Annotated in this window: 23 protein-coding genes; 15 read left to right on the top strand and 8 right to left on the bottom strand. The window is 63.8% G+C overall.

What is annotated here, in order from left to right; all coding sequences use genetic code 11:
- Window positions 1-42: 42 nt before the first annotated feature.
- A complete protein-coding gene (locus J5J06_07935; protein ID MCO6437002.1) occupies window positions 43-567 on the top strand; it encodes a hypothetical protein in 525 nt (174 codons plus the stop codon).
- Here the strand turns inward: J5J06_07935 and J5J06_07940 are convergent.
- From J5J06_07940 to J5J06_07950, 3 genes are all read right to left on the bottom strand, one after another.
- Entirely contained in the window at window positions 556-1,266 is a 711-nt protein-coding gene (locus tag J5J06_07940) for an HD domain-containing protein (GenBank protein MCO6437003.1), read from the bottom strand. The genes J5J06_07935 and J5J06_07940 overlap by 12 nt on opposite strands.
- A gap of 364 nt (window positions 1,267-1,630) precedes the next feature.
- Entirely contained in the window at window positions 1,631-2,770 is a 1,140-nt protein-coding gene (gene mqnC / locus J5J06_07945) for a dehypoxanthine futalosine cyclase (protein ID MCO6437004.1), read from the bottom strand.
- Complete coding sequence (locus J5J06_07950; GenBank protein MCO6437005.1) at window positions 2,767-3,567, bottom strand: menaquinone biosynthesis protein; 801 nt, start codon at window positions 3,565-3,567, stop codon at window positions 2,767-2,769. Before J5J06_07950 ends, mqnC begins: the two co-directional genes overlap by 4 nt.
- 385 nt (window positions 3,568-3,952) lie before the next feature.
- Here J5J06_07950 and J5J06_07955 point away from each other — a divergent pair, with 385 nt between their 5' ends.
- A complete protein-coding gene (locus tag J5J06_07955) occupies window positions 3,953-4,429 on the top strand; it encodes a hypothetical protein (protein MCO6437006.1) in 477 nt (158 codons plus the stop codon).
- Window positions 4,430-4,532: 103 nt separating this feature from the next.
- Here the strand turns inward: J5J06_07955 and J5J06_07960 are convergent, their stop codons facing one another.
- Window positions 4,533-5,969: a UDPGP type 1 family protein gene (locus J5J06_07960; protein MCO6437007.1), complete on the bottom strand. Its 1,437-nt coding sequence runs from the start codon at window positions 5,967-5,969 to the stop codon at window positions 4,533-4,535.
- Window positions 5,970-6,297: 328 nt separating this feature from the next.
- Here J5J06_07960 and gspE point away from each other — a divergent pair, with 328 nt between their 5' ends.
- Window positions 6,298-7,986, top strand: a complete 1,689-nt coding sequence (gene gspE, locus J5J06_07965; protein MCO6437008.1) for a type II secretion system ATPase GspE — start codon at window positions 6,298-6,300, stop codon at window positions 7,984-7,986.
- Between the two features lie 484 nt (window positions 7,987-8,470).
- Here the strand turns inward: gspE and J5J06_07970 are convergent, their stop codons facing one another.
- A complete protein-coding gene (locus J5J06_07970; GenBank protein ID MCO6437009.1) occupies window positions 8,471-10,345 on the bottom strand; it encodes a DEAD/DEAH box helicase in 1,875 nt (624 codons plus the stop codon).
- 225 nt (window positions 10,346-10,570) lie between these two features.
- On the bottom strand, window positions 10,571-11,581 hold the full coding sequence (locus J5J06_07975; GenBank protein MCO6437010.1) for an aspartate-semialdehyde dehydrogenase: 1,011 nt from the start codon (window positions 11,579-11,581) through the stop codon (window positions 10,571-10,573).
- Between the two features lie 413 nt (window positions 11,582-11,994).
- Here J5J06_07975 and J5J06_07980 point away from each other — a divergent pair, with 413 nt between their 5' ends.
- From J5J06_07980 to J5J06_08035, 12 genes are all read left to right on the top strand, one after another.
- Window positions 11,995-12,255 carry an AtpZ/AtpI family protein gene (locus J5J06_07980; GenBank protein MCO6437011.1) on the top strand — a complete coding sequence of 87 codons (261 nt, stop codon included), beginning with the start codon at window positions 11,995-11,997 and terminating at the stop codon, window positions 12,253-12,255.
- A 4-nt stretch (window positions 12,256-12,259) separates the two neighbouring features.
- Window positions 12,260-12,682, top strand: a complete 423-nt coding sequence (locus J5J06_07985) for a hypothetical protein (GenBank protein MCO6437012.1) — start codon at window positions 12,260-12,262, stop codon at window positions 12,680-12,682.
- Window positions 12,679-13,614 carry a F0F1 ATP synthase subunit A gene (gene atpB, locus J5J06_07990; protein ID MCO6437013.1) on the top strand — a complete coding sequence of 312 codons (936 nt, stop codon included), beginning with the start codon at window positions 12,679-12,681 and terminating at the stop codon, window positions 13,612-13,614. The genes J5J06_07985 and atpB overlap by 4 nt, the downstream gene beginning before the upstream one ends.
- A gap of 163 nt (window positions 13,615-13,777) precedes the next feature.
- Entirely contained in the window at window positions 13,778-14,104 is a 327-nt protein-coding gene (atpE, locus tag J5J06_07995; protein ID MCO6437014.1) for an ATP synthase F0 subunit C, read from the top strand.
- 76 nt (window positions 14,105-14,180) lie between these two features.
- Window positions 14,181-14,789 (top strand): F0F1 ATP synthase subunit B, encoded by a 609-nt coding sequence (atpF, locus tag J5J06_08000; protein ID MCO6437015.1) that lies wholly within the window; start codon window positions 14,181-14,183, stop codon window positions 14,787-14,789.
- 59 nt (window positions 14,790-14,848) lie between these two features.
- Window positions 14,849-15,454 (top strand): ATP synthase F1 subunit delta, encoded by a 606-nt coding sequence (gene atpH, locus J5J06_08005; GenBank protein ID MCO6437016.1) that lies wholly within the window; start codon window positions 14,849-14,851, stop codon window positions 15,452-15,454.
- A 71-nt stretch (window positions 15,455-15,525) separates the two neighbouring features.
- A complete protein-coding gene (locus J5J06_08010) occupies window positions 15,526-17,280 on the top strand; it encodes a F0F1 ATP synthase subunit alpha (protein MCO6437017.1) in 1,755 nt (584 codons plus the stop codon).
- A gap of 21 nt (window positions 17,281-17,301) precedes the next feature.
- On the top strand, window positions 17,302-18,186 hold the full coding sequence (atpG, locus tag J5J06_08015; GenBank protein MCO6437018.1) for an ATP synthase F1 subunit gamma: 885 nt from the start codon (window positions 17,302-17,304) through the stop codon (window positions 18,184-18,186).
- A gap of 42 nt (window positions 18,187-18,228) precedes the next feature.
- The gene (gene atpD / locus J5J06_08020; protein MCO6437019.1) at window positions 18,229-19,680 is read left to right on the top strand and encodes a F0F1 ATP synthase subunit beta; all 1,452 of its coding nucleotides are present in this window, start codon (window positions 18,229-18,231) and stop codon (window positions 19,678-19,680) included.
- A gap of 261 nt (window positions 19,681-19,941) precedes the next feature.
- The gene (atpC, locus tag J5J06_08025) at window positions 19,942-20,346 is read left to right on the top strand and encodes an ATP synthase F1 subunit epsilon (protein ID MCO6437020.1); all 405 of its coding nucleotides are present in this window, start codon (window positions 19,942-19,944) and stop codon (window positions 20,344-20,346) included.
- Window positions 20,347-20,552: 206 nt separating this feature from the next.
- Window positions 20,553-21,428, top strand: coding sequence for an SPFH domain-containing protein (locus J5J06_08030; GenBank protein ID MCO6437021.1), 876 nt, complete (start codon window positions 20,553-20,555; stop codon window positions 21,426-21,428).
- A gap of 91 nt (window positions 21,429-21,519) precedes the next feature.
- A complete protein-coding gene (locus J5J06_08035; GenBank protein MCO6437022.1) occupies window positions 21,520-21,816 on the top strand; it encodes a hypothetical protein in 297 nt (98 codons plus the stop codon).
- A gap of 115 nt (window positions 21,817-21,931) precedes the next feature.
- On the opposite strand, the gene J5J06_08040 is transcribed toward J5J06_08035, so the two are convergent.
- Both J5J06_08040 and J5J06_08045 read right to left on the bottom strand, forming a co-directional pair.
- A complete protein-coding gene (locus tag J5J06_08040; protein MCO6437023.1) occupies window positions 21,932-22,438 on the bottom strand; it encodes a hypothetical protein in 507 nt (168 codons plus the stop codon).
- Window positions 22,439-22,888: 450 nt separating this feature from the next.
- On the bottom strand, window positions 22,889-25,447 hold the full coding sequence (locus tag J5J06_08045) for a S8 family serine peptidase (GenBank protein ID MCO6437024.1): 2,559 nt from the start codon (window positions 25,445-25,447) through the stop codon (window positions 22,889-22,891).
- Between the last annotated feature and the right edge of the window lie 93 nt (window positions 25,448-25,540).

The raw sequence follows: 25,540 nt of genomic DNA on the forward strand, positions 1-25,540 counted from the left end.
TTGGCGGGATGGCGTGTCGAGCCGGAGAGGAGGCGTGGGCGGATGGAAGGAATCGATTGGGTTTACTTGGTTTCGCGGTGGCTGCACTTGTCGGCCGCGTTCGCCGTGGTCGGTGGGGCGGCGTACGCGCGAATCGCCGCCTGGCCGATGTTTCGCACACTCGATGAGGCGTCCGGCGAAAGCGTTCGGGAGGAGCTCCGCCGCCGCTGGGCCCCGGTCGTGCATGCAGGGATTGCCGTGCTGCTGTTGACCGGTGGATTCAATTTCGTGCACGTGGCCTGGCCGCCCAAGGTGGATCCGATGCCGTATCATGCGATCTTCGGCGTGAAGCTGCTTGCGGCGCTGGCGATCTTCTGGATCGCGACCGCGGTGGTCGGTCGATCGGCCGCCTTTGCCTCGATGCGTCGATCGGCGGGGAAATGGCTGAGTGTGCTGCTTGTGCTTGGCGGGGTGGTCGTGCTGGTCTCAGGGATACTCAACCAGGTGCGCACACATCAGAAGCCGTCAGGCCCAGCCCAGGCGGAATCGGAATTGGTAAGCGAAGAGGGTGCGACCTCAACCGGATGAATGGCTTCGTTCGCCGGTGGGCGGTGTTACGAGAGTGGCGGTGTCCTCGCCGGTGTGCTGCTCCTTGAGGTCTTCCATGAGATGCTCGAGCTGGGCGAGGCGCTTCTTGGCCAGGGCGCGAACCGAGGCAAAGCGGAAGCCGTCCTTGAGCCGGGCACTCCAGAACTGATATTCCTTGCGGCGTTCCCAGTTGTCGATCACCGCCTGAACCCCTTTGCCTTCCAGCGCGCCGCGGCGGATGACAGGCCACAATGCGGCGATGCTGAACTCTTCGAGCGTCTCCGCCTCGGTCAGGATCTGCGCCTCGATGCGATCCGCGTTGCGGTCGAACATGCCGCGAATGCCCTCCGCGGCCCGCTTGATGGTGTCGTTGCTCAGGTGATCCTGGCACGCGGCGATGAGCATCTGTGCGCCTTGCTCCTTGTGGGCCATGTTGGTGGGGCGGGAAAGGATTTCGGCGGGGGTGATTTCGTTTTCCTGAAGGCGGGTGATCCAGCCGGCGTCGTGGTACAGCCCGGCCGCGGCGACGGCGTCCAGATCGGGGCCCTGCTTCTGGACAATGGTGAGCTGGCTGATGCGCAGCGCGACCCTGGCCACGCGCGAGCTGTGTTCCCAGAGGAACACATCCTCGTCACCGGTAGCCGTTCGATAAACCAGGTCGGCGCGGGCGCGATTCCAGATCGCATCTAGAGGCTTCATGGACGACGCTCGCGACTCAGGCCGACCCGAGTCGAATCTCGGCGCTTACATTCCCCATACACTCTTGCGTTGCCGGCGCGGCTATCGGACGTATTCAGTCGGACCCGGGAGTCTCCGCTACGCTCGTCGACCAGCTCAAGCTGAACGACCTGCGACGGCTTCGGAGATCGAGGTCACCCGGGTTTACCGCGTCACGATCCGGCGGAGCAACCTTACTTATCGGCACGTTCCCATAAGATCGCGTGGGAACACAGCCTGCCCCCATTCTAACCAGAAGACTGGCAATCATGCTAGAAAAAAAGTAGGGAGACTTTTACGTTGCGAATTGTGGAAAGATAGAGGCAGGGGATTCTGGGGATTTTAGTCAGATCGGCTCGATCACGTCGTAATAGCAGTTGCGGCGGCGCGGCAGCCAGCCGGCTTGCTCGATGGCGCTGCGAATCTGGGCTTCCGTCATGCGGAAGGTCGTTCCGGCGGCGGACACCACGTTTTCTTCCATCATGACTGAACCCATGTCATTTGCCCCGAAATAGAGCGCGAGCTGTCCGATCTTGACGCCCTGTGTTACCCAGCTTGCCTGGATGTTGGGGATATTGTCGAGGAAAAGCCGCGCGGTGGCCGTCATCCGCAGATAGGCATGGGCATCGGCCAGGCAAAGACGCTTGCCGTCGGGCTCCCGGGGGCCGTCGAGCGGCAGCGGTGCGACCCGGCCGAGCGGGGTGTCGCCGGGTTGGAAAGTCCAGCAAATGAACGCGGTGAATCCGCCGGTTTCGTCCTGAAGATCGCGGATGCGACGGAGGTGTTCGATTCGTTCGGGCACGGTTTCAATGTGTCCGAACATCATGGTGATGCTGGTATTCATGCCGATGCGGTGGGCCTCGCGCATGACGTTCAGGTACTGATCCGTCGTCGTCTTGCCTTGGGCGATGCGGTCGCGGACGCGGTCGACAAGTATCTCTGCCCCCCCGCCGGGAATCGTATCCAGGCCGGCTTCCTGAAGTCGCAGCAGCACGTCGCGCACGGGCATTTCGAAGATCTCGTGAAACGCGTGTATCTCCGGCGGACTGAAGGCGTGAATATGGATGCCGGGATACTCGCGCTTGATGAAGCGGAGCAGGTCTTCGTACCAGGAAAACGGCAACATCTCCGCGGGAACCAGGCCGCCCTGCATGAGCACCTGCGTGCCGCCGATGGCGATGAGCTCTTCGATCTTGGCGCCGATTTCCTCGAAGCTGAGGACGTAGCCGTCCGGCAGGTCCTTGCGGCCGGTGTTCATGCCCGGCGGGTCGGCCTTGAAGTTGCAGAAGATGCAACGGGCGGTGCAGTAGTTGGCGTAGTTGATGTTGCGATCGACCACGTACGTGCGATACGGCTCGGGATGCATGCGCAGCGTGACTTCGTGGGCGCGCCGGCCGAGCTCGTGAATGGACAGCTCGCGGTACATCTCGAGGGCTTCGGCCTCGCTGAGGCGCGTCGCGGCAGGCGTCGTGGAGATCGTGGTCATGCGAAGATCAACTCCTCTTCGTGGTTGAGTCGGCCGTGGCGGGCGAGCAGTTCGCGGAAGCGGGCCATGCCTTCGCGTTGCCTCGGGCCCAGGGTGAACTTCAGTCGCTGCGTGAGGTACCGGGTGGCGAGGGTAACGGGCCAGCCCATGCCCGGGCCGAAGTCGGCGGCGATCATGGCCGCGGAGCGCACGCCGCGGTCGCGGGCCTCGCCGAGTCGCGCGGCAAGGTCGCCCACGTCGGCGTCGCGATCGACCGCCCAGGCGGCGAAAACGAAGGGCAGGGAGGTCAGGGACTTCCAGGCCGAGCCGAGGTCGATTTCCAGGTCGTAGCCCACGGGGCGCGATGTCACCACCTTGTCACCGATGAGCAGGATCGCGTCGCGGGAGGCGTCGCCGGCGGCGGATTCCAGGGGGACGATCTCCGGATCGTACCCGTAGGACTCCCGCCAGATCGTGCGGGCCAGGGCCACAGAGGTATGGGAGTCGCCGTCGACGTGAAGGATGCGGACCTTTTCCGCGGGTACGCGGGAAAAAACGCGGACGGTGAACGTCTCGCCGTCGCAGCCGATGCAGGCGTCGGAGACGATCTTCCAGCGGCTGCCAGCGCTCAGGATGTCGATGACGGGAACGAGGGCGCATTCCACCTCGGCCGATTCCAGCAGGGCGGGCAGCTTCGAGGGGACCTCGAAGCGGAGATCGAAGGCCGGGTCGTGATCCAGCCCGGCGATGAGGGGCTTGGCGTTGAGGTACGACACGACGCCCAGCCGCCGGCAATTGCTCTTCATGTGCGTGATCATGCCTTGTGCTTCGTCAACCGTGAAAGAACCACGCCATGCGCCGTCTCTCTGGCGCGGGCCGGAGTCCAGTGGATATCTCTCTGGCGCCGGTCCTGGATTCCGGCTTTCACCGGAATGACGCGCCGCGACGCTGCTTGTGCCTTGCCGCCAAAAAACGCCGCGTCGCCGGGATTATAGGGGGTCGCAGCGATGGAGCCAGTTTTCGAGGGAAGCCGTGGAACGCGCCCAGCGGCCTGGAATCGCGTGGTTTCGACGCCGGTCGATTGGTACAATTGCGGCCGTGCGCTTCGTTCGATTCAGCCTGCTTGCGATGTCATTTCTGGCGCTGGGGGCTCTCATCTCGGCGTGGGGGGTGACGAAGTTGGCGCCCCCAGGCTTTCATTTCTTGAAGGGCCCCGTTGAGGTGATGGGCGGCGGGCAAACGCTTACGGTCATGTACTCGCTCGAAGATCAAGAGTCCATTTTCGTGTATTTCGAGACGTTGGAAGTGTTTGTAAGCATTTCCAGCGCTTCCAGATACGATCCCTATCAGAAGGACCGGATGCATTGGTGGCATCATTTCTCGTTAACCAGCCAAATGCTTCCCGGCTTGGATTTCAATAAATCCCATTGGTTTGCTGGCGTGGGCGTTCCTACATGGTTCGCCTACTTCGCCACGCTCGTTTATCCGGCGTTCTACTTCCTCGTGACCCGGCCTCGGCTCAGAAGGCGAAGGCTCATGACGCACCTATGCGCGAAGTGCCGTTACGATCTGACGGGGAACGAGTCGGGCACTTGTCCGGAGTGCGGGCGGGAGATTCCGGCGGAAACGCGCGAGTTTCTTGAAAGCCACTCGAACGCCGAATCCCGTGAGGTGAGATAGCACGAATCACGCGTATTCGGTCCGATGATCTTCCTGTTCACGGCGTGATTGAGGCAGGCGAACCGCGTGTCCAGCGACATGCGAACCGCGATGCCCCGCGCAACTACCCAAGAAGAACACTCTCCCCTTGGCGGATTGCCGGAATCTTGTCCCGCTTCTCCGCCACCTCGTCCGCGTCGAGAGCGAAGCGCGGGCCGACGACAATCGTGGCAGCGGGGAAGCCTTCAGCGTCGCGCGGCACTTTTACCCCGGCCGATTCCAGCCAGCGGCAGGAACGCTCCACCAGATCGCGCCGCGCGGTGTCCACGGAGTCCACGCCGGTGGCGTTCTTTACCGGTGAGAACTCCTCGGCCCGGTCCACCTGGAGCAGCAGCGGGTTGTTGGCCAGTGGCAGCACGTCAAAGACGAACGTCTCCAATTTTACCGCGTTGGGCTTCTCGGGTGTCACGCGACGGCCCGCGGCATCGACGTGCTCGACGGCCTTGTCCGCGCGGCGGAAAGGCATGCGGAAGTCGCGCTCGATGACGCGGGCGACGAACTCCACGTCGAGCATGTGGATGGCCGGGTTGCCGGCGTCGAACTTGCGCGAGCCGTCGGCGTTGCGCTCGCGGGCGAGCTTCTCGGGGAAGTCCGAGTATTCGATAAGCACGAGCCGCCCGACGGCCATGCAGAGGTTGCCGACCTTCTCCAGGTCGTCGGCCTTGGGGAGCACCTTGCTGGACATGTCCGACTCGGTGGCGTGGTGCAGGCCGATGAAGAGCGGGTCGAACGGCTTGACCAGCGGATTGTCGATCTGAAAGTAGGAGACGATCTCCACGCCGCGTTGACGCATGTCGTCGAGAGCGCCGCTGCGGACGAGGGCCTTGAGCGATCCGCCGTGGCCGTCGGGCGCCATGGCCAGGTGGTCCTTCGACTCCAGCAGGAGCTTCCCGCCACGGTCGAACGCGGGGAGCATGCCCTGCTTGAACATGCGCACGTCCTCGCGGGGCAACCCGAAGTAATCGTTCGTTTCGAAGAAGGCGGCGGTGTCGGCGGCGTTGTCCTCGCTGGTCATGATGTACCAGGGGATGGCGGCGGCGTAGCAGTCGCGGGCGGCGCGGACCATGTCGGCGAAATAGGAGAAGAGGGTTTTGTCGCCGATGGGGCCGAGGGGGAAGGCGCCCTTGGGTCCGTCGAAGCCCAGACGGGTCCCTTGTCCTCCGGCGACGGTGAAGGCCGCGACCTTGCCTTCGCCGAGGAGCCTGCGGCCCAGCTCTCGGGCGTCGGCGTACTTCTGCCGGTCGGCCGGTCGGGGCGGCTGGGGGTGAACGTCCGGCGGCATCAGATTTTCGGGGATGCGGTGCTCGGGGCGATTCAGTACGTGGGTCTTGATGAGGGGATCGACGAGTTCCCAGGGAATGGACTCGATGTCGCTCAGAAGGCGCTCCCGGGCCGGGGCGTCGAGGTCGTCCCACCAGCGGAGGACGTGGTCCTGGCCTCGGTCGGTGAGGGCCTTGCGGCAATGCTGATATCGCTGTTCGAAAGTCTGAGAGCTGGCCACGAAGCGGTCTCCGGTCGCAAATTGGATTGACATGACGAGCCTGGCGCCCGCCCGAATTCGTCTATCCTGCTATGATATGGGACGATGAGGAGGCGTAAACCGAGCTCCGGGAAGGGCGCGACGGGGTCCGCAGGGGTCCCGGGGGAGACGTGAATCCTGGAATGCCCGGCGCGGTATAAGGAGGGGGAGGGGTCCGCGCCGATGAACCATCGGGCGCCGCGAGGCCGTGCGCCACGGGACGATTCCGAGGCGGGCGGCGAGGTCGGACGAGATTGGCGGGCAGGGAGCCCGGGGGCGAAATTCGGCTCGAAGAGATGGAACGACAGGCGTGAGCATCGGCGACCTACTGGTACAGCGGAAGAAAGTGACCTCGGCGCAGCTCGACCAGGCGAAGGCGTCGCGGAAGCCGTCGGAGCGGATCGAGCAGTGCCTGGCGCGGATGGGGCTGATCGACGAGCGCGACTACCTCGAGGTCTACAGCGAGCAGCTCGGCATACCCCTGATCGATCTCGCGTCGGTGACGCTGGACACGGAGCTCCTGCGGACGGCGCCTTCGAAGGTCGTCCACCGTGACCGCGTGGTGCCCATCGACCGCAGCAACGGCGCGATTCGCGTCGCCACCAACAATCCCTTCAACCTTTATGCCTTCGATGAGCTGCGCATGCTCATGGGGGCGAAGATCGAAACCGTGCTGGCCAGCGGGGAGGAAATCTCGCGGGTCATTAAGGACCACTTCGGGGTCGGCGGCGACACCGTCGAGCGGATGATCGGCGAGCAGGGCGTGGAGGTGGTCAGCGAGTTCGACGCCGATAACGCCGACCTGATCGAACAGGCCCAGGAAGCCACGGTCGTCAAGCTGGTCAACGAGATCCTGCTGGAGGCGATTCGCGATCGCGCCAGCGACGTGCACATCGAGCCCTACGAAAACGACCTGAAGATCCGCTACCGCATCGACGGCGTGCTGCACACCACCAACGTTCCGCCGGAGATTCGCCGCTTTCACGCCGCGATCGTCAGCCGCATCAAAATTCTCTCCAACCTGAACATCGCCGAGAAGCGCCTGCCGCAGGACGGCGGGTTCAAGATCAAGGCGCAGAATCGCGACATCGACCTCCGCGTGAGCATCATCCCCACGGCGTTCGGCGGGGCCGTGGTCATGCGTATTCTCGACAAGCAATCGGTACTGTTCTCGCTCGATCAACTGGGCCTGATCGGCGACGCGCTGACGCGCATCACCCACCTGATCAACCAGCCGTACGGCATCGTGCTTGTGACCGGTCCGACGGGTTCGGGAAAGACCACCACGCTGTACAGCGCCCTGAACACGATCCGCTCGGACGAGATCAAGATTCTCACCATCGAGGACCCCATCGAGTATTACCTGGACGGGATCCAGCAGGTGCAGGTCAAGCCGCACATCGGACTGACCTTCGCGTCGGGGCTGCGGTCGTTCCTGCGACACGACCCGGACGTGATCCTGGTGGGCGAGATTCGTGACCTGGAGACGGCCGAGGTCGCCATCAACGCGGCACTCACCGGACACCTCGTGTTCAGCACCCTGCACACCAACGACGCGGCGACGGCCGCGACACGACTCCTGGACATGGGCGTGGAGCCGTTCCTCGTTTCCAGCGCGGTCAGCGGCGTGCTGGCGCAGCGCCTGGTGCGGCGAATCTGTCCGCACTGCCGGGAAACGTACGAGCCCGATCCGAAGGACCTCCCCCCCGATCTGGACTACCAGCCGGGTGAGAAGTTGTACCGCGGGGTGGGTTGTCGTGATTGCCGCCAGTCGGGGTATCGCGGGCGGTTCGGCATCTTCGAGTTGATGACAATGACGGAGGAGCTGCGGGAATTCGTCATCGCCCGCAAGTCGGCCGGCGAGATGCTCGCGGCCGCGCGGCAACAGGGGCTCAAGCTCATGCGCGAGGACGGCTGGAACAAGGTCCGCCAGGGCATGACCACCGTTGAGGAAGTGGCCCGCGTGACGAAGGTGGAGCTGACGGCTCTGCCGGGTTGACGCGCAAGAGCACGCCCGCGATTCAACGGCTTCCAGGCCTAATCGTCCAGCCCACCGGAGCGGCGAATCAATCATCCTCAAGCGGCTGACTGGTCTTCCAAGACACGTAGTGTCTCCATATCTCTCTCAGTGATTCTGGCAGGATTCGATTGCCACACTCCGGGCATATCTCCTGGTCTTCATCCAGCGGATACAGGCACCGTTCGCACGGACACCGCCCGAGCCCTCGTATGGCCGCAAGCCGGCGCCGGATTCGTTTCTCCCGAATCTCGAATGAAAAAGCGCAGGCGATCGACCGCGCGGTGAAGATCAAGACTATGCCCAGCGGGCTGTGCAGACCCCTCAACTGACCGTCGAAGGTCCCCACGGTAACAAGGGCACCTATAGCAATGCCAGCGAAATACTCCCGACGGTCACGCCGAAGGAGGTGCAGCACGGCTTTCGGCGTGCGGTTTCGTACGCTGGTTTTTGCCGAGGGCATCGATCAGCCATCCCGTTCATGAAGAACGATCTCGACCTCGCACTCCGGCAGCGCCGCCAGGAACTGTCGCCCGTAGGATTTCGTGCAGACGCGGGGATCGAGAATGACCACGATGCCCCGGTCGGTTCGGCTGCGGATCAGCCTGCCCACGCCCTGCTTGAATTTGAGGATCGCCTCCGGAAGCTGGAACTCGGTAAAGGAATTTCCCCCGCGTGCCTTGATGGACTCGATGCGCGCCTCAATGGAAGGATGGTTGGGGACCGCGAAGGGTAATTTGATGATGGTGACGTTGGAGAGTGCCTCGCCGGGCACATCCACGCCCGCCCAGAAGGTGTCGGTTCCAAACAACACGGCGCGGGGCGTTTCGCGGAACTTGTCGAGCATCTGCGAACGCGGTAGTCCGGTTCCCTGGACGAAACAAGGCATGTCGTTCTCTGTGAGGAAATCTTCCAGCCGCTTGGCGAAGTCGTTCATCGTGGCGTAGCTGGTAAACAATAGGAACGCTCGACCTTCAGACATGAGCAAGTATTTCTCAATCTCGTCGCACGCGGCCGGTGCGTACGCCTGGTCATTGGGGTCGGGCAGGTCAGCCTCGACGTACACCTTCATTTGCGCGGCGTAGTCAAAGGGCGATCCCAGCAGCAGCGTTTCCACGTCGTCCACCCCCGCACGGCTCTTCAGGTAGGCGAACGGATCCGCCCCCGACGTAGCCAGCGTGGCCGAAGTCATCACCACGGCTTCGGCGGCATCAAAAAGATACGCGCGCAGAAAAGGTGCGATCTCCACCGGACGAGCACAGAGTCGCACGTTCCGCTGCGCCGCCGATGTTGCCTCCATCCAATAGACCCATTTTTCCTCCGCCTGGCGGTACCAAATGTCAATTATTGCGGAGAATTCCGCGCAGCGTTGGATCGACGAGTCCAGTTCCAGGCGTTCCTCCTCCTCGTCGCGATCCTCGCGGAGCTCGCGCAACTGGGACGCCAACTTGCTGAACGCCGCCGCCGCCCGCTGCTCAAGGTCCAGCGGCTGGCGAAGCCGCAGACTGAACGGGTCCTGCGGCGTGAAGTACGCTTGCAACTCGCGGAAGAACTGGTCCGTGGCCGACCGCGCATCATTACATGCGTCAAACAGCGGCCGGGGCATGTCCTTGGCGAGGATTCCCCGCCCCGTGCGTTCGTTGTACAGCGCGTTGAGCAGGGCGTTGATCTGCCCGCTGGAGAGCGTCGCGCCGAAGTGGTCGGAGGCGATGGCCTCCACCGTGTGCGCTTCGTCGAGGATCACGTAGTCGTAATCGGGAAGGATGGCGGCGTCGCGCCGGCGGAGTGCGATGTCGGAGAACAGCAGGGCATGATTCACCACCAGCAGGTGGGCTTCTGCCGCGCGGCGCCGGGCCCGCTGGTAGAAGCATGGGCCGAAGTGCGGGCAGTTGCGGCCGAGGCAGTCGTCGCTGTCGCTGCGCACGCGATCCCACACGGCGCCGATGGGCTGGAAGTCCAGGTCGGAAAGCGAGCCGTCGCCCGTCTGGTAGGCCCAGTCCTCGATGCGATGCAGTTGGGAGACTTGTCCCTGGGCGTCAAATAGCAGGTCCTGCCGGCGGGAAGCCCGGCCGAGCCGCCGCAGGCCGATGTAGTTCGCCCGGCCCTTCACGAGCGTGGCGTTGAACTCGAAGGGAAGCACCTCGCGCAGGAAGGGAATGTCCTTCTGGATGAGCTGCTCCTGCAGGGCGATGGTGTGGGTGCTGACCACGACGCGCCGGCCGGTGCGAACCGCGCACTCGATCGCGGGCAGGAGATAGGCGAAGCTCTTGCCCACGCCGGTGCCGGCTTCGACGATCAAGTGATGTCCTTCGTGCAGCGCGGCCGCGACGCCCTCGGCCATGTCGATCTGCTGCGGGCGGAGCTCGAAGCTGCGCAGATGCCGGGCGATGAGGCCTCCCTCGGCAAGGAGGCCGGCGGTGGAGAGATCGGGCGGTTTGGACGGATTCGATGTCACGATAGGGAAGGTACCGCCGCGCCGATGGATTGGGCAAACGGAGTACGCAGGAGCGAGGGCTCCTCTCCAATGCAAGGGCGCGTGAGGATACTTGCATCGGTCGGTGCGGATCTACCCTGCTGTTGTCAACGCTTCCAGAATCTGCACGGCATTCAGCGCCGCCCCTTTGCGAAGCTGATCCCCGCTGATGAACAACTCGATCCCCCGGCCGTCGGGCTGGCTTAGGTCGGCGCGGATGCGTCCGACGAGCACGTCATCCTTGCCGGATGCCTCGACGGGCATGGGGAAGCGGTTCGCCTGGCGATCATCCACGACACGCACACCCGGAGCGGCGGCGAGAATCTCACGCACTTCGTCGGGATGGATCGGTCGTTCAAAGGCGAGGTTTACGGATTCGCTGTGAGCGCGGAACACCGGCACACGGATGCACGTTGCCGTAATGGGAAGATCGGGCGCGGCGAAGATCTTCCGCGTCTCCTCAATCATCTTCCGCTCCTCGACGTTGTAGCCGTCGGCGTCGATGGCCGTGTTGTGCGAGAAGAGGTTGAAGGCGATGGGGTGCGGGAAAACCCTGGGGGCGGCGGGGCGTCCGGCGAGAACCTCGCCCGACTGCGTGCGAAGCTCCTCCATGGCGGCGCCGCCCGCGCCGCTGGCCGACTGGTAGGTGCTCACCACGATGCGCCTCACGGGATTCGCGCGGTGCAGCGGCCAGACGACCACGTTCATGATGATCGTCGAGCAGTTGGGGTTGGCGATGATGCCCTGGTGGCGGGCGGCTTCGTGGGCGTTGATTTCGGGGATGACGAGGGGGACTTCCGGGGCCATTCGGAAGGCCGAGGAGTTGTCCACCACCACCGCCCCGGCAGAAACCGCGGGAGGGGCGTATCGGCGGCTGCGTTCGGCCCCGGCGCTGAAGATGGCGTGGGTAACGTCGGCGAAGGCGGCGTCATCGACTTCACGAACCTCGTAAGCGCGGCCGCGAACCTGGACCCGTTGTCCCGCGCTTCTCGCGGACCCCAACAGGGTCAAGCGATCGAATGCCAGGGTGCGCTGGTCGAGAATCGTGCAGGCTTCCAGCCCGACGGCTCCGGTCGCTCCAAGGATGGCAAGATGAGGAATCATACGATGGCCGGCTGGACGTGCTTACGAGGCGATCTCCGGCGGTCGGAACACGCAGATGCGTGCCAACAAAAGGTCGATTCAGGATTGAGGCCCGCTGCGAAGGCGAGGGTAATCCCGCGCCTGTACGGCGATCGCAATTCCTCCCCACGATACAACCTAGTGATAGAGGCTCTCGACGTCAATCGGGGCGGTTGCGGCAGGCGAAACGGGAAGCTGAATGCCGCCGGCATGTCATGTTGCAAAGGCACTAAAATGTGCTTGAAGCGAAGCGAGCAGGTTGCTAGTATGCTGCCCCCTTTGACGGGGCGTGGACGGAGCGGATGGGTCGGATGCCGGTCGCCGGATGTTAGCGACAAGAAGATTGCAGCCGCGGCGGTCCGACCGGATTCGTGCGGCGCGATTCGGTGGCCCGCATGACCAAGCGTCGGGCAGATCGGTCTTCCTGGGTTCGCTGGTCGGGAATAGGCTTCGAGTTCGCGGCGGCGGTCGTGGGTTTCACGCTCCTGGGACTCTGGATCGACCGCTCGTACAAGAGCGGTCCGTGGGGCGTGGTGGTCGGCGCGGCGCTCGGAATCGTGGGCGGTGGCTACAACTTCCTCCGTGAGTCGCTCCAGGCGGCGAAATCGGCGGAGGATGAGCGCAGGCGGCAGCGGGAGAATGGCGACGGGACCTGAGCATATGCGTTCCTGGAAGGCGCTGGCTCGTTACGCGATCCTGCTTGTGGCGGTTTCGTTGCTGCTGATTGGCGCCGGCGTTCTTCCCACGATGCGATTGGGCGGATCGGACGCGGTTTCGGCGATGCTCGTCGGCTGCGGCATCAGCCTTCTGGCGGGACTGGCCGGAATGATGGCGATGCTCGTCATCATCGAAGGCAGTGGTACCGCCGAGCTTCGGCCTGCGGATCGCCTGACGGCGACGGTGGTGCCCATGGCCCTTCGATTGGGCTTGGTGATTGCTGGCGGGTTGGCTGCGGGTCTTTCCGGCCACTTTGACCCGCGTGTTCTGTTGATCTGGTTGGCGATCAGTTACTGCGCACTGCTCCCGGTGGAGACGGCGTTCGCCGTTCGGCGGCTGGGAGCGCAACGTTCGGAACCCTCATGAGCTTCTACGTACCGGTGCTGGCCTCGCTGAATCCGCTTTCGCACGTGGTGCAACATCCGCTGCGCCAGGGGGATTTGGATCTGAAGTCCTCGCTGGGATTCCTCGGCTGGCTGCTGACGCCGGAGGGCAAGATCACGTTCCTCAGCGACCAGATCGTGATGATGATCATCGCGGGCCTGCTGCTCGTGCTCTTCCTTCCCTCCCTGGCGCGCAAGCGACGCGGCAGCGACGAGATCGGGCGGCTCGTGCCGACCGGGTTTGCCAACTTCCTGGAAGTCATCTGCGATTACCTCCGCAAGAACGTCGCCCAGCCGGTGCTTCATGAGCATACGGACCGTTTCATCAACTACATCTGGAGTGCGTTCTTCTTCGTCCTGACGATGAATCTGCTGGGGCTGCTCCCCATTCACCCGGTCAGCGCGCTTTTCGGCACCCACATCGGCGGAACGGCCACGGGAAATATCTTCGTCACGGCGACGATGGCCGTTCTGACCATGCTCATGATGATCGTGAACGGGCTTCGGATTGGGGGCATGCACTACATCGCCCACTTCTGCCCGGGTCCGATCTGGCTGGCGCCGATCCTGATTCCGGTGGAAATTATCGGCCTGCTCGCCAAGATTTTCGCCCTGGCCGTGCGACTCTTCGCCAACATGATCGCGGGTCACATGCTGTTGGCAGTCCTGGTGGGCCTGATTCTGATGGCCGGCAGCACGGCCGGCGCGGGCGTCGGCGCGGCGGTGGCGGTGCCGGCGGTTCTCGGCAGCGTGGCGATCTACTTCCTGGAGATTTTCGTTGCGTTTCTCCAGGCGTTCATCTTTACGTTTCTAACGGCCGTGTTCATCGGAATGTCGGTCGTCTTCCATGGCGACGGGCATCACGAAGGCGTGCCGGAAGGGCATTCGACGATCGAAGCGAAAGTGACTGACTGACAGTCGACATACATCACTTCGCCATGCCCGGGAAGCTGCGGGGCGTCCGGGCCGTGAGGCGTGACTGCGATGGCGAAGAGACCGCCCGTGATCCCCGTAGGCGGGCAATGGCAAGAGGGCTGTGAGAACTATGAATCGTGGATTCGCGAAGTTGGCGTTGTGGATGATCGTGGGCGGGCTCGTGCTCCTGTTCGCCGATGTTTCGACGGCTCGCGCGGCCGATGAGCCCGGCGCGGCGGCGCCCAAGGCCCACGGCACGTTCCTGGATACGCAGGGCGCCGGCCGTCTCGGCGGTGCGATCGGCGCGGGCTTGGTGGTCATGGGCGGAGCCGCGGGCATCGGCCGGATCGGCGGCAGCGCCGTCGAGTCCATGGCCCGTCAGCCGGAAGTCGCCGGGCAGATCAGCACCGGCATGCTTATCACCGCGGCCATGATCGAAGGCGCCACGCTGTTCGCGGTGGTCGTCGGACTGCTGGCGGTCGTGTTCTAGGTTCGCCTGCGGGTTGATCAGCGGTCGGAATGCGCCGGGGCGCCGTGCGCCTTCGTACCCGATCGGGAGAGGATACGTGCGTACGATTCGAATGTGCGACATCGCGCGGCCGGTGGCCGCCCTGTTCCTGAGCATGCACGCTCTCGCGTCGCGGGCCGTCGCCGCGGAAGGCGAGGGCCAGGGAAACCTCTTCGCCGGCGACCTGGGCAACGCCATCTGGACGCTGCTCATCTTCGGGCTGGTCGTGTTCGTGCTCGGGCGCTTCGTCTGGCCGGCGATTCTCGGCGGACTGCGCAAGCGGGAGGAGTTCATTCTCCAATCGCTCCAGCAGGCCAAAAAAGATCGCCAGGAAGCCGAGGCACGACTCAAGGAGTACGCCGAGAAGCTCGACGCCGCTCGCGCCGAGGCATCCGGCATCGTCGACGAAGGCCGGCGCGACGCCGAGGTCGTCAAGCGCCAGATCGAAGAGAACGCCCGCAAGGAGGCGGAGGCCATCGTTACCCGCGCGCGACGCGAAATCAGCATCGCCACGGAGTCGGCCGTCAAGGAGCTCTACGAACTGAGCGGCAAGCTTGCCACGGAGCTCGCCTCACGGATTATCCGCAAGGAACTCGACCCCAAGGAGCATGAGCGCCTGATCGCGGATTCGATTCGCGAATTGTCGGATACGATGAAGCGCAACTGACCCGCGACGCGCGGGAAAGCGCGGTTTCGAATGGGCTAGCGGAGACGCCGGCTTCAAACATGGCAACCATCAGTGACAAGGAAATGGGTCTGGCGCAGGTCTACGCCCAGGCCATGCTTTCGCTGGCGGAGTCGAAAGGCCAGGCGGACGCGCTGCTCGAGGAGTTGCTCGATCTGGTCAAGCTCCTCAATCAGCATCCCCAGTGGGCGCGGGTTATGACAAGCCCGCACGTCGACGCGGAAACGCGCCGTAAGGCGATCGACAAGGCGTTTCGCGGCCGCGCCAGCGACATGCTGACCGACGCGCTCCAGATCATCAACCGCAAGGGGCGGCTGGAGCTCATTCGCGCCATCGTGGAGGCTTACCGCCTGGCCCACGAGGAGTTGCGCGGCGAGGTCGATGTGCACGTGCGAACGGCCGTGCCGCTTTCCGCCGCGCTGCGCGATCAGGTTCGCGACCTCGCGGCCAAGTTCTCCGGCAAGAAGCCGGAGCTGTTCGAGGAGGTCGATCCGTCGTTGCTCGGCGGGGTGTCCATCCGCATCGGCGATGACAAGTTCGATGCGACGGTGTCCTCGCGTCTCAAGGCGGCCAAGGCGGACTTGCTGGAGCGCGCGTCGGAAGAGATCCATCGCAGCCGCGCGTATGTCGCGGATATGCCGACGTAGCGGCAACCGCCGCTGCCGGCGAAAAGGGCATCGCTGTTAACAGGTAAACTGGTTTCCCGGGTTCGACAGACATGAAACTCAAAGTTGACGAGATCGCATCGGTTATCCGCGAGGAAATCGAGCAATACCGCGGCGATGTAGACGTGGCCGAGGTCGGCACCGTGCTCGAAGTCGGCGACGGCATCGCCCGCGTCTACGGCCTGAGCAATGCCATGGCCCTCGAGCAGGTGGAGTTCCAGAACGGCCAGTTCGGGCAGGTGTTCAACCTGGAAGAGAACTCCGTCGGCGTCGTCATCCTGGGCGATTACCTGGGCATCAAGGAAGGCGACGAGGTCCGCCGTACTGGGCAACTGCTCAGCGTTCCCGTCGGCAACGAGATGATCGGCCGCGTGGTCGACCCGCTCGGGCGCCCGCTGGACGGCAAGGGCGTGATCGAAACTCCCGCCCGCCGGCCGCTGGAATTCAAGGCGCCGGGCATCGCCCTTCGCCAACCGGTCAACGAGCCGTTGCAGACCGGCATCAAGGCCATCGACAGCATGATCCCCATCGGCCGCGGGCAGCGCGAGCTCATCATCGGCGACCGCAAAACCGGCAAGACGGCCATCGCCATCGACACGATCATCAATCAAAAAGGCCAGGGTGTCGTCTGCATCTACGTGGCCATCGGACTGAAAGAGTCCAACGTCGTCGGCGTGGCCGAGAAGCTGCGCGAGACGGGGGCGATGGACTACACGATTATCGTCTCCGCTTCGTCGTCCGACCCCGCGCCGCTCCAGTACATCGCGCCGTATGCCGGCGCGGCCATGGCCGAGTACTTCATGTACGAGCACGGCAAGGCCACGTTGTGCGTGTACGACGATTTGAGCAAGCAGGCCCAGGCCTATCGGCAGCTCTCGCTTCTCCTGCGTCGCCCGCCGGGCCGAGAGGCCTACCCCGGCGACGTGTTCTATCTGCACTCGCGTCTGCTGGAGCGCGCGGTCAAGCTGCGTGATGAGTACGGCGTGGTCCCGAAGGATACGCCCAAGGACACCCGGGACCGCAAGTTGTGCAAGGTCCATCCGCAGGGGCTCAACGCGCAGAAGGAGCACCGCCCCGACGATCCCGACGGTACGTATCACCGTCCACATGGTAAGCACAAGGCCGAGGCGTGGCTGGCGTCGCTCCCCGACAAGGACAAGTACCGCGTGCACCAGTTCCCCGACAGCGGCGGTTCGATGACGGCGCTGCCCATCATCGAAACGCTGGAGGGCGAGGTCTCGGCGTACATCCCCACGAACGTGATCTCGATTACCGACGGGCAGATCTACCTGGAGCCGGACCTGTTCTTCGCGGGCGTGCGGCCGGCCGTCAACGTGGGCATCAGCGTTTCGCGCGTCGGCGGTAACGCCCAGCGCAAGGCCATGAAGAAGGTTGCCGGCTCGCTCCGACTGGACCTCGCGGCCTACCGCGAGCTGGAGGCATTTGCCCAACTGGGTACGGAGCTTGACGCCGCCACGCAGCGGCAACTCGACCGCGGTCAGCGCATGGTCGAGTTGCTCAAGCAGCCGCAGTTCGAACCGTACAGCGTAAACGAGCAGATCCTCAGCATCTTCGCCGGAACGCGCGGATTCCTGGATGATTTGCCGGTGATTCGGGTGCTGGCGTTTGAGAGGGGACTGCTGAAGCGGTTCCGCGATGAGTTCCCCGAGATCATCGACGAGCTCGATCGCACAGGGGCGCTCTCCGATGAGCTCACCGAGCGCATTTCGAAGGTGATCGGCGAATACAAGGCAATTTTCAAGCGCGAGTTGGAAGAGTCGAAGGGACCGGCGGTGGCGGCGCGCTAGCCGCATTGTTCGAGGCGATCCATGGCCAATCGGCGCCTACTGGTGAAGAGACGCAAATCCGTGCGCAACATCCGCAAGATCACGCGGACGATGCAGCTCATTGCCACGGCGCGCTTCCAGGCGGCGCTGAATCGGGCCCTGTCCGCGCGTCCCTACACGGAGAAGCTCGCCGAATTGATTGCCGACATCGCGTCCGCTGGAACCGATCTGCACCATCCGCTCATGCGGACGCATCCGGATGTGAAGCGTTCGGCCATGCTGGTCATTACCAGCAACCGCGGCCTCTGCGGCGGCTACAACAGCAGCGTGCTCCGGGCCGCCATCGAGGCGCTCGATGCTTCCGATCGGCAGGGCATTCATTCGGACGTGCTCATGGTCGGTAAGAAAGGGGCCAACTATTTCCGCTTCCTGCGCCGGCCGATTGCCCGCCGCGTCACGGGACTGAGCGAGACTCCGCGCTTCGACCAGGTGGAGCCGATCGCCAACGAGTTGATGGACCGCTACGCCAAGGGCGAGATCGCCTCGGCCTACGTGTCCTTCATGCGCTTCCATTCGATGGGATCGCAGCGTCCGGCGGTCGTGAAACTGCTGCCGCTCAGTCGCGAGGCAACCGTGGAGCAGGCGGAAGGGGCGGGCCCGACGCGGCGCGTGGAGTACGAATTTTCGCCCGATCCGCAGTCGCTGCTCAACGAATTGCTTCCGGCCAGTGTCCGCGTGCGACTGCTGCAGTGCTTCAATGAGGCCATCGTGAGCGAGCACATTGCCCGCATGGTGGCGATGAAGGCCGCGACCGATGCCGCCGGCGAAATGATCCGCAACCTCACGCGTCAATACAACCGGGCGCGGCAGACGGCGATCACGATGGAACTGCTGGACATCGTCGGCGGAGCGAACGCCCTGGCGTGAGAATTCTGAATGGTGAATGGTGAATGAGTTTTGGAATCAGTCATGAGTAACAGCAACGTCGGCAAAGTGACGCAAGTAATTGGTTCTACGCTTGATGCGCAGTTCGCCGAAGAAGGCCTGCCCAAGATCTACAACGCGCTGAAGCTGGACGTGACCCGCGAGGTTCTCGGCGCCACCGAGAAGGAAACGCTCTGGTGCGAGGTCGCGCAGCACCTCGGCGGCGGACGCGTTCGCGCCGTGGCTCTCGGCTCCACCGACGGCGTACAGCGCGGGGCGCCGGTTCATGACACCGGGCAGCCGATTACCGTGCCGGTCGGTGAAAAGACGCTGGGCCGTGTATTCAATCTGGTCGGCGAAACGATCGACGGACTCGGTCCGGTCGATATCAAGGAACGCCGCCCGATCCACCACGAGCCACCCGAAATGAAGGACCTGTCTTCCAAGACGGAGCTTTTCGAAACCGGCATCAAGGTCATCGACCTGCTTTGCCCGCTGGTTCGCGGCGGCAAGGCCGGCCTGTTCGGCGGTGCGGGCGTCGGCAAGACGGTCATCATTCAGGAGCTCATCGCCCGTCTCGCCCGTTTCCACAGCGGCTATTCCTGTTTCGCCGGCGTAGGCGAGCGCACCCGCGAGGGCAACGACCTCTGGCTCGAAATGCAGGAAGCCCAGATCGGCGACACCGGCAAGAGCGTCATCGACCAGACCGTCATGGTCTTCGGCCAGATGAACGAACCGCCGGGCGCGCGACTTCGCGTGGCCCTCTCCGCGCTCACCATGGCCGAGTTCTTCCGCGATCAGACCGGTGCGGACACGCTGCTCTTCATCGATAACATCTTCCGCTTCTCGCAGGCGGGTTCGGAAGTCTCGGCGCTGCTGGGTCGTATGCCCTCGGCCGTCGGGTACCAGCCGACGCTGGGAACCGAGATGGGCGAGTTGCAGGAGCGCATTACCTCGACCTCGCGCGGTGCCGTAACCAGTATTCAGGCCATTTACGTTCCGGCCGACGACTACACCGACCCGGCTCCGGCGACGGCCTTCACCCACCTGGACAGCACCGTCAACCTGGAGCGCGGCATCGCGGAAAAGGGCATCTACCCCGCCGTCGATCCGCTCGCCTCCAGCAGCCGCATCATCGCCCCGGAGCACATCGGCGAGCGTCACTATCTGGTCGCCCGCCGCGTGCAGCAGATTCTCCAGCGCTACAAGGACCTCCAGGACATCATCGCCATTCTCGGTGTGGATGAACTCAGCGAAGAGGACAAGCTGCTCGTCGCCCGGGCCCGAAAGATCGAGCGCTTCCTCTCCCAGCCGTTTTTCGTCGCTGAGCAGTTCACCGGCTTCCCCGGCGTCTACACCTCGCGCGACGACACGGTTCGCTCCTTCGAGGAGCTCTGCGACGGCAAGTGGGATCACCTGTCCGAGCAGGCCTTTATGTACGTGGGCACCATTGAGGACGCGGCCGCCAAGGCGGAGCGTATGGCCAAGGAATCGTAGGAGTGACGGCAGGCGGGAGCGACGCCTGGGGTCCGCCTTGCGGACCATCCTCCCGCCGGGTGGCCCACCGCTTCAGCGGTGGGGGAGCGACAAGTAGACTGGGTGGCCCACCGCTTCAGCGGTGGGGGAGCGACAAGTAGATTGGGTGGCCCGCCGCTTTAGCGGTGGGGGAGCGACGGCAGGGCATGCGGTTTCCATGCCTTCACCATTGCAGTTGGAAAATCGCCCCTCTACCATGATCGGCGAGACCGAAGAGAAGTCATGGCCAAGGACAAGCTATTCTCCTGCAGCGTGATCACTCCGGAACGGATCGTTCTGGAGTGCGAGGCCAGCTTCGCGGCGTTCACCGCTCATGACGGCGAACTGGGCATCATGCTGCACCGCGCTCCGCTGCTTTGCCGGTTGGGGATTGGCACGATCCGCGTGGACACACCTTCCGGCCGGGAGGAATTCTTCATCGACAGCGGCTTTGCCCAGATGCTCGACAACCGCTTGACCGTGCTCACCGAACAAGCCCGCAAACCATCCGCAATCGATACCGCGGCCGCGCAGCAGGCACTGACCGATGCCAAGGCGTTGGAAGTCACCGACGACGCCTCTTTCGAGGCAAGGCAGCGGGCTGTGAGACGCGCCAAAGTTCAAATCGCGCTCGCCGGCAAGCGCTGATCCTCGCATGTTCCGATAACGCGACATTCTTGCCCGCGCGATAGCCTAATTGCGCCGGGTACTCGTATATAAATATCTTATTTGAAAGACTTTATGGTTTTCTGTGCCAGCGAAGCGCTTGAAAATGAGACATTTCGCGTCAACCGCTTGCAGAATGATAGCATTATGATATATTATATATATCCCTTAGAAAGGTTGGTGATATGATGGAGACCCGCGAGTTTGACACTTCGACGTCGAGCGGTTGGGGGATGCTTTTCGCGCTCTTCGCGACGGGCATCGGGCTTGGGTTCGTCGGGTACCTCGTGATTTCGGCCGTGATCATCATGGGGATCGTCGCCTGGGGATTGGTGTCGCTGGTGTGGTTGGTTTTGTGGTTCGGGTTTTTCACGCTGCAGCCGAACGTCTCAGCGGTGCTCATCCTGTTCGGCAAGTACAAGGGGACGGTGCGGACGAGCGGGTTTCACTGGGCCAACCCTTTCTTCGAGAAGAAAAAGATATCGCTTCGCGCGCACAACCTCGCGGGCGAGACGCTGAAGGTGAACGACAGTCGCGGAAACCCCATCGAGATTTCGCTCGTGGTGGTCTGGCGCGTGGTGAACACGGTGAAGGCGGTCTTCGATGTCGAGGACTTCCAGGGCTACGTGCAGGTCCAGAGCGAGGCGGCCCTTCGGCACCTGGCGATGGCCTACCCCTACGACACGTTCGACGAGGTCGAAAAGCTGACGCTGCGCGGGAGCGTGGACGAGATCTCGGCCGCGCTGAACAAGGAAGTGCAGGATCGCGTGGCGCGCGCCGGGGTCGATGTCGAGGAAGCCCGGATCAGCCACCTGGCGTACGCTCCGGAGATCGCCGGGGCCATGCTCCAGCGGCAGCAGGCGGAGGCGATCATCGCGGCGCGGCAGCGCATCGTGGACGGGGCCGTGGGCATGGTGGAGATGGCCCTGGAGAAGCTGGAAGAGCACAAGACGGTCGATCTCGATCCGGAGCGCCGGGCGGCGATGGTGAGCAATCTGCTGGTGGTGCTGTGCGGAGACAAGGCCGTCCACCCCGTGGTGAACACGGGCACGCTGTACACCTGATCGCCGCGGGCGATGTGCGGAGCGTCTGGACCGCCGGACGGGCCGGGTGAATGAATGAAACAACGCTATTCAAGCAGGAAGCGACCACGTCATGGCCGAACGGAAGCCCTTTCTACTTCGCTTGCCGCCGGACCTCCTCGAGGAGTTGGGGCGGTGGGCTAAAGACGACCTGCGGAGTCTCAGTGCGCAGATTGAGTACGTTCTGCGGGAGGCCGTGCGCTGGCGGATCAGCGATCGGGCGATGCGCAGGAAAGAGGCGGCGGCGCGACAAGCGTCGGCGAACACGGGATTTGGAAGGGCGCATGGGTCGGAGCGGCCGGGAGCGCCGGAAACGGGGCGGGAGGTTCCGCACAAGCCGGACGCGGAAACACGTGAAGGAGGGGAATGAGGAGGGAAGAAGGCACGGAGGCACGAAGGCACGAAGGGAGAAGAAAAACAGGAAGAGGCAGGTCACGGGAGGCTACGCTTGCACCTCGCCTCGGACCGGGTCCTTGGAAAAGCTCTCACGGCGTTTCAGCGTCCGGTTCGCGGGCAAGCCCGAACACGAAGATGGTGATCGCAAACACCTGCGAGTGAGAAAGACGCGGTCGATCGCAATCGAGTAACACGAATTCAAGTTCGTCCCAGCGTACGACCTGCTCCTTGGTCACCCCAATCTGGGATGGAATCGTGCAGAACGGCCGGGGGTGCCGGTTTATGCGCAGGTTACCAGAAAGCTCCAGAAACCACTGAGCGTCTTCATCGGTCAGTACGCGCGGAGCCAGTTCGGTGAGCGGAGTTTGTTCGTCTGGTAGAAGGGTCAGCCGCAGGGAATAATCGCCCGTTGGCTCTCGCGTAATCGTCGCCCTGCAGACTATAGGGAATGCACACTGTGAGTCGGACGGGCAGCCTCCTTCTTCGCAGGAATCGCCCTCAAAGCGATATTCGAACTCTTCGAAGTCCGACGCATCGACGGTTTCGGGATAGGTGGCGTAGAGACAACCGGTGCTGGAGAAGGCAGTAGAAGCCAAGAATAAGATGCTCGCTATTCTCAAGGAGGGATGAAGCGTTTTCATGTGACGAGCCTTTCAGTGTGTTCCTCGCCTGAATATCAGCTGGCGGCTGGAACCAGTCAATTGGCGCATCGAGATGCATTCCGCGCGGCCTGAGGCAAACGCATGGCGGCGCCCAGTTCCGGCTTCGCCGGACGGGCTTGGCCATGCCACCCGGACCGGCATCTTTGGGGGATCAAGATGCGGCGTGCCCGTCGCGGTAATCCCTTTGGTACATCGAGATGCACCCTACCTGTCGAACGCTTCAGAAAAAGAACCCGGCCGACGCGGATGACGCCGACCGGGCTCCAGTTTTTCAACCGTAACGGCCGCGAGAACGCAGTACAAGTGAGGCGGAACGCTACGGCTCCGTGAGGGTTTATTCGTCCACAAGCAACGCGGCGATGTTCTCCGATCTGCTAAGAGGGTCTATTCCTCCAAATGCAACGCGGCGATGTTCTCCGACGTGCTGATGCCCAGCGACGCGAGGCTCAGGTACAGGCTGTAGGTACCCGAGGTCGTCGAGCCGAGTGAATTCGGCGTGAATTCGACCACGTCCAGGCCGGTTCCGGTCAAGCCCGTGACCGAGAAGCTTCCCACGGTCGAGAGAAGCAGCGTGCCCGAGGAAGTCAGCTCCGCCGCGTCAACGTCCTCGCTGCTGGAGTTGGACAGGCCTACGTCGCTGCCGTCGAAGTACAGGGCGAACGTTCCGGCCGTGTTGCTTCCCAAGCTCGTGGCATTGAACACGAACAGATCCTCGTCGACGCCCGATGCGCCGTTGGCCGAGAAATTGCCGATGACGGAGATGAAGAGGCGGCCATCCGCCGCGATGCCGATGGCGTCGATGTCCTCGTCGTTGACGGTCAGGCCGACGTCACTGCCGTCGAAGTACATGGAGAACGAGCCGGCGGTCGTGGCGCCGAGCGAGGTCGGCACGAAGCGCACGATGTCGGAATCATCCATGGCGACACCGCCGACCGTGCCGGCGGCCGTGAAGGTGAGCAGCAGGCTGCCGTCGGCGAGCTTGGTCATGCCGTTGATGGCGAAGCTGCCGAGTCCTACGTCGCTGCCGTCGAAGACCCAGGACCAAGTTCCGGCGCCCACGTCATAGGCGACGATGTCCTCGTTCTGGACGGTGCCCAGGCCGGGGACGGTTGCGGCTGTGGTGAAGACGACCCAGAGCTGCTCGTTGGACGGTTGCTGGCAGAGGTTGTTATTCTCGTCGCAGGGGCCTCCGGCGCAGGGGTCGGTGCCCGCCTGGCAGCCGAGGGTGACGTTGCAGGTCTCGGCGCCGTTGCAGAACTGGCCGTCGTCGCAGGCGGCGTTGCTGGGGACATGGTTGCAGGAATCGGTGGACTCGTTGCAGGAGTCGGTCGTGCAGGCGACGCCGTCATTGCAGTTCGGGGCGGTGCCGGACTGGCAGGTTCCGCCGACGCAGGTCTCGGCGCCGTTGCACCACAGGCCGTCGTCACACTCGGGGTTGGTGGTGCAGCCCACTCCGCCGACGAGGTTGAGGGAGTTGATGACGTCGATGCGGCCGTAGCCGTACGCGCGGTCGAATCCCGGCGTGCCCTTGTCGATGGCGCCGTCGCGGATGATCTGGCGAACCTCGGCCGGGGTGAGAGTCGGGTCGGCGTCGAGGATCAGGGCGGCGAGTCCGGCGACATGGGGACTGGCCATGCTCGTGCCCGACTGGCCGACGATCGATCCGCCGCCGGCGGCGTTGCTGGCGGAGTAGATGATGGAGCCGGGCGCGGCCACGTCGAGGTAGTCGCTTTCGTTGCTGAAGCAGACGATCTGGTCCTCCACGGGCCGGATGTCCGTGCAGACGCCCCAACTGAAGGTCGAGGTGGAGATTTCGCAGTTGGGGTAGTCGTCGTTGTAGGTGGCGCCGACGGCGATAACATTCACGCCGCAAGCGGGCGAAGACAGAGCGTTGGCGTAGTTTTCGTTTCCTGATGCCGCGACGACAACGACGCCGTTGGCGACGGCGTTGTTGGCCGCGACGGCCCAACTGTGCGTGCAGGGTCCTGAGTATTGGCCGATGCCGATGCTCATGTTCATGACGTCGCAGCGGCCGCCGTTGGCGGTCTGGTCGGCACCGTAGTTGATGCCGGCGATGATGTCGCTGTCGAATCCGCCGCCGGAGCTGTTGAGCACCTTGATGCCGATGAGGGTGGCCGCGGGAGCGACGCCCTGGAACGGTTGCGGTCCGACGCAGCCGAAGTCGACGCTGAGCCCGGTCCCACCGACGGCGATGCCGGAGACGTGGGAGCCGTGGCCGTTGTCATCTTCGGGGTTGTTGTCGTCGTTGTAGAAGTCGCGTCCGGCGGCGGTGTCGATGCGCGAGCTGTACATCAGGTGATCGGAGTCGATGCCGGTGTCGACGACGCAGACGCGGATGCCGCTGCCGTTGGCGGAGAGCCCGGCGCCGGTGATCTGACTTTGCAGGCCGCGAATGAGCGGCGTGCTCTTGTGGAGGCGCAGGAGGTCGGGATAGTACTGGTCTTCCTCGACGGAGACGACGCCGGGCGTCTTGCGGAGCTCTTCGACGGCGGCGTCAGTGAGTCCTCGCAGGTTGTAGACCCCGGGAAGCGCTGCATCGTAGCTGTACTTGAGGATGCCGCCTTGTCGGGCGGCGAAGGCGGCAAGATCGGGTCGATCCGTCCGGCCGGGTTTTTGCGAGACGCCGGTAGTAACAATGACACTGTGGAGGCCCGGCCCACCGGCGTGCTCCGCTTTCAGTGCGGCGATATCCAGCGGTGCCTCCGGCACCTCGGACAGGACGGGCTCATCGGGGAGGGCAGGGACCCCTTGCGGGGCCGCGGCATCCTCCTTCATCAGCGTCTCGGCGACGGTAGCGTAGGACGCGGTGTCTGCCGAAGGCGCGGGGCCTTCGGCGAGGGCGACTCCCCAGCCCAGAACCAGGGCCGGCAGGATTCCAAAGGCGCAGACCTTCCCCACAATGCCCTTAGACGAGGTGGACATAGACGGAACTCCTGGGGATTTCACGTACGGCAGGGCGCCGCGGGACGCCGCGGGAACAGACCATCGCCACGCCGCGGAACATCCCCTCGACCG

It is taken from the genome of Phycisphaerae bacterium (assembly GCA_024102815.1).
Lineage (GTDB): Bacteria > Planctomycetota > Phycisphaerae > UBA1845 > UBA1845 > JAGFJJ01.

Coding starts and splice junctions, on each gene's coding strand:
- J5J06_08045 (MCO6437024.1), bottom strand. CDS start 25,447: ATGTCCACCTCGTCTAAGGGCATTGTGGGGAAGGTCTGCGCCTTTGGA.
- atpB (MCO6437013.1), top strand. CDS start 12,679: ATGAGCTTCTACGTACCGGTGCTGGCCTCGCTGAATCCGCTTTCGCAC.
- J5J06_07985 (MCO6437012.1), top strand. CDS start 12,260: ATGCGTTCCTGGAAGGCGCTGGCTCGTTACGCGATCCTGCTTGTGGCG.
- J5J06_08010 (MCO6437017.1), top strand. CDS start 15,526: ATGAAACTCAAAGTTGACGAGATCGCATCGGTTATCCGCGAGGAAATC.
- J5J06_07940 (MCO6437003.1), bottom strand. CDS start 1,266: ATGAAGCCTCTAGATGCGATCTGGAATCGCGCCCGCGCCGACCTGGTT.
- J5J06_08030 (MCO6437021.1), top strand. CDS start 20,553: ATGGAGACCCGCGAGTTTGACACTTCGACGTCGAGCGGTTGGGGGATG.
- J5J06_07950 (MCO6437005.1), bottom strand. CDS start 3,567: ATGATCACGCACATGAAGAGCAATTGCCGGCGGCTGGGCGTCGTGTCG.
- J5J06_07935 (MCO6437002.1), top strand. CDS start 43: ATGGAAGGAATCGATTGGGTTTACTTGGTTTCGCGGTGGCTGCACTTG.
- J5J06_07975 (MCO6437010.1), bottom strand. CDS start 11,581: ATGATTCCTCATCTTGCCATCCTTGGAGCGACCGGAGCCGTCGGGCTG.
- J5J06_07970 (MCO6437009.1), bottom strand. CDS start 10,345: ATGGCCGAGGGCGTCGCGGCCGCGCTGCACGAAGGACATCACTTGATC.
- mqnC (MCO6437004.1), bottom strand. CDS start 2,770: ATGACCACGATCTCCACGACGCCTGCCGCGACGCGCCTCAGCGAGGCC.
- atpD (MCO6437019.1), top strand. CDS start 18,229: ATGAGTAACAGCAACGTCGGCAAAGTGACGCAAGTAATTGGTTCTACG.
- atpG (MCO6437018.1), top strand. CDS start 17,302: ATGGCCAATCGGCGCCTACTGGTGAAGAGACGCAAATCCGTGCGCAAC.
- J5J06_08035 (MCO6437022.1), top strand. CDS start 21,520: ATGGCCGAACGGAAGCCCTTTCTACTTCGCTTGCCGCCGGACCTCCTC.
- J5J06_07980 (MCO6437011.1), top strand. CDS start 11,995: ATGACCAAGCGTCGGGCAGATCGGTCTTCCTGGGTTCGCTGGTCGGGA.
- atpH (MCO6437016.1), top strand. CDS start 14,849: ATGGCAACCATCAGTGACAAGGAAATGGGTCTGGCGCAGGTCTACGCC.
- atpE (MCO6437014.1), top strand. CDS start 13,778: ATGATCGTGGGCGGGCTCGTGCTCCTGTTCGCCGATGTTTCGACGGCT.
- atpC (MCO6437020.1), top strand. CDS start 19,942: ATGGCCAAGGACAAGCTATTCTCCTGCAGCGTGATCACTCCGGAACGG.